Here is a 2,742-nt window from a genome sequence, read left to right on the forward strand (position 1 = left end):
ACAGCTTCGCATTCCTCTTGAAATCCCCGATGACCGCCGTAGCAAGACGCAGATTACGATGGCCCTCCGCTAATAACCACCTCACTGGGAGTGCCGTCGGGGCGGGTGTAGTGGTAGACGAAGCGCGTCTTTTCGACACAGAGCCGAATCGTGCCTAGCTGCGTGGCGACACTGGAGACGTTGTCTTTTTTCTCAAACGCGAGCCGCAGAAGCTCCCACTGCTGGGCCTGGCGCAAAGCGCGAAATCCCAGGCCCTCGGCAGTCAGAGCGCTCTTTTGCTGCTCGGGCGTGAGGCTGGCAAAGAAGCGCCAGTGCGGGCGGAGCGTTGCGTTGGTGGCGACATTCCACTCCTGAAGGTTCTGAATCACCCGCACGCCGCTTCCCACAAACCCAGAGTCGAGCTGCTCGTCTCGGAGCGTGGCGATCTCGGCCAAGTCCGTGGCGACCAGGCCACGGTTCATGCGCCGACTCATGGCCCAGCGCTGCAAGAAGCGACTTGGCACTTCCTGAACGCGGTCGCTGTAGAAGCTCGCGCTCCGAAACGAAAACCAGCCGCGCTCCTGGCCCCACTGAAGGCCCAGCGGCTCGCAGACGGTATTGAGGGCATCGAAGAGCGGCAGGTTCTTGGCCGTCACCCGCTGAGGCGCTTGTAGTTTGGTGAAAGAGTCTCCGATGGTGTCTTTGCCCGTGGCATGATGAATCGCCTCTAAAAGATCCGCCGTGGTCACCAGCGGCTCCGGGGCGCTCTCGCCGGGCAGGCGCGGCTCACGCTCACCCGGCACGGGGGCAATCGTGACTTTACGTAGCAGCTCTGGCAGCAACTTCAGCGCCTTGTTCCGCTTGGCGTTGCTGCTGCTACTGGCTGAGGGAGTGAGAGTCAGTGAGCTGCCCCAAATAATACGACCTGTAATATCCAGGGTATTCAGATCGAGATCGAGGACAACTTGGCTAGCTTCTGGAGTGCCCACTTGAGTGCCCGGTTGCTTGGAGTATTTTATGTCCTCTGGTACAACTCTCTGAACATCGAGGGAACGAAACTCGCCTTTGATAATCGCTAGTTCATTGTTTTGTGTTCGCACTGTCCACTCCGCGTCTTCGCCTGCCTTGACAGGAGAGCGTATGGTATTGAAGTACACGATGGTATTTCGGTTCTGGTTGCGCAGCTCTTGCTCGGCGAGCTGTGCTTTCACGGGCTGGGTGAGCCTATAGTTGTACTCATCGGGCTGGCCGGAGCGAGTCCAGGTGAAGCCGAAGAGATTGGTGATCTCGCGCATCAAATCGCGCACGGGGCGCTTGGTGCAGAAAACCGTGACATTGTCATCTGCGACGTTGGCTGCGGCGGAGAACTTGACGCCTGTCTTGCGTGTCAGCTCGGCGCACATATCTGTAAACGAGAGAGCTTTCACGCCCAGAGTGACGCCCTGCGCCAGCCGCCCATCCACGATCTGTCGCTCCGCTTGGTAGGTCGCCAGCGCCTCTGCGGCGGCTGTCGTCGCCGTTGTTGCCACCATTGGCAAGGGAACATCAATAAAATCATCGCCGCCTTTGACGATCGCCTTGATGCGCTCAAGCTGCGCCAGCTGCTCGTCTTGCGGAAGCTGCGCCCAGTGCTGAATTGCCGCCTCACTGCCTCCATTGTTGATAACATCAAGATCATCACTAGCAACATGAGGCACTATATTAGCAACATAAAGCAATTTGTTAGCGACGCGAGGCACTTGGTTAGCGACGCGAGGTACTTGGTTAGCTACGTGAGGTACTTGGTTAGCGACGTGAGGTACTTGGTTAGCGACGCGAGGCACTTGGTTAGTAACGTGAGGCACTTGGTTAGTAACGCGAGGCACTTGGTTAGCAACAGGAAGTGAATATAACTTTGAGAGACCGATGCCTATTGTCACTGTGCCCGCTAGAGCCAATGGGAAAGCAAGGCCAAACGGGCGACGTATCGGACGCTCTTCTTGTTGGCTTGCTGCAAGTGCTTTCCGAACCACGTCTCCATTGGCGGGCGTGGCGGCACGACGAGCGCAAGCCTCGTCAATAAGCGGCTTCAAAGAATTATTTTTCATGGGATTCGTTTCTCCTGGATTTCCTGGCGCACCACCCAGCTTTGCAGGGTCTTTCGGGCGCGGTAAAGCTCAACTTTGACGAGAGGGGCGTTGGTTCCGGTGGCCTCCGCGATCTCCGAAAGGCTCCAGCCCTCTACTTCTTTGAGCAGAAAGATCGCACGGCGACGCGGCGGCAGCTCGGAGAGGGCGCTCTGGAGCAAAAACTTCTGGAGGGTCTGCGTCTCGGGTGAGGCATGGGGACGCGGCGCGGGAAGCTGCTCTAAAGCAATAGGTTGCTTGCGGCGCTGCTCTAAACAGACCCGGATGGCGATACGTGTCAGCCAGGTCTTGAGCTGTGCCTCGCCCCGAAAGCTCCCCAGGCCACGAATTGCTCGGAGAAACGTCTCCTGAAGCGCATCTTCTGCGTCGTCGTGGTTGCCCGTGAGCTCGCGGCACAAAAAGCGCAGCGATGCCTCGTGGGGAGCCAGAAGCGCCGCTGTCTCACTTGTTGCGTCTTGTTGCAGAAAGGCCACACTCGTCATGGTTTTGCAGAGTTAGACGGTGAGAGCGGCGCAAAAGGGTACAAAATATATTTTCTTCCCCCTCACCTTCTTCCCCCCTAACCCCCGCCCGGCGCTAATCTTGTCCCATAACTTTTTGTCGTCTTGGAGCCGAAATTGCAAAAGAGAGAGTGATG

General features: G+C 57.6%; 2 protein-coding genes. Both read right to left on the reverse strand.

What is annotated here, in order from left to right; genetic code table 11:
- Positions 1-53 precede the first annotated feature (53 nt).
- Positions 54-1,676, reverse strand: a complete 1,623-nt coding sequence (locus RMO15_RS31660; protein WP_309722798.1) for a hypothetical protein — start codon at positions 1,674-1,676, stop codon at positions 54-56.
- A gap of 386 nt (positions 1,677-2,062) precedes the next feature.
- Positions 2,063-2,587, reverse strand: a complete 525-nt coding sequence (locus tag RMO15_RS31665; RefSeq protein ID WP_309722802.1) for an RNA polymerase sigma factor — start codon at positions 2,585-2,587, stop codon at positions 2,063-2,065.
- Positions 2,588-2,742: the final 155 nt, after the last annotated feature.

Source organism: Armatimonas sp., from assembly GCF_031410135.1.
In the GTDB taxonomy this organism is placed as follows: Bacteria; Armatimonadota; Armatimonadia; order Armatimonadales; family Armatimonadaceae; genus Armatimonas.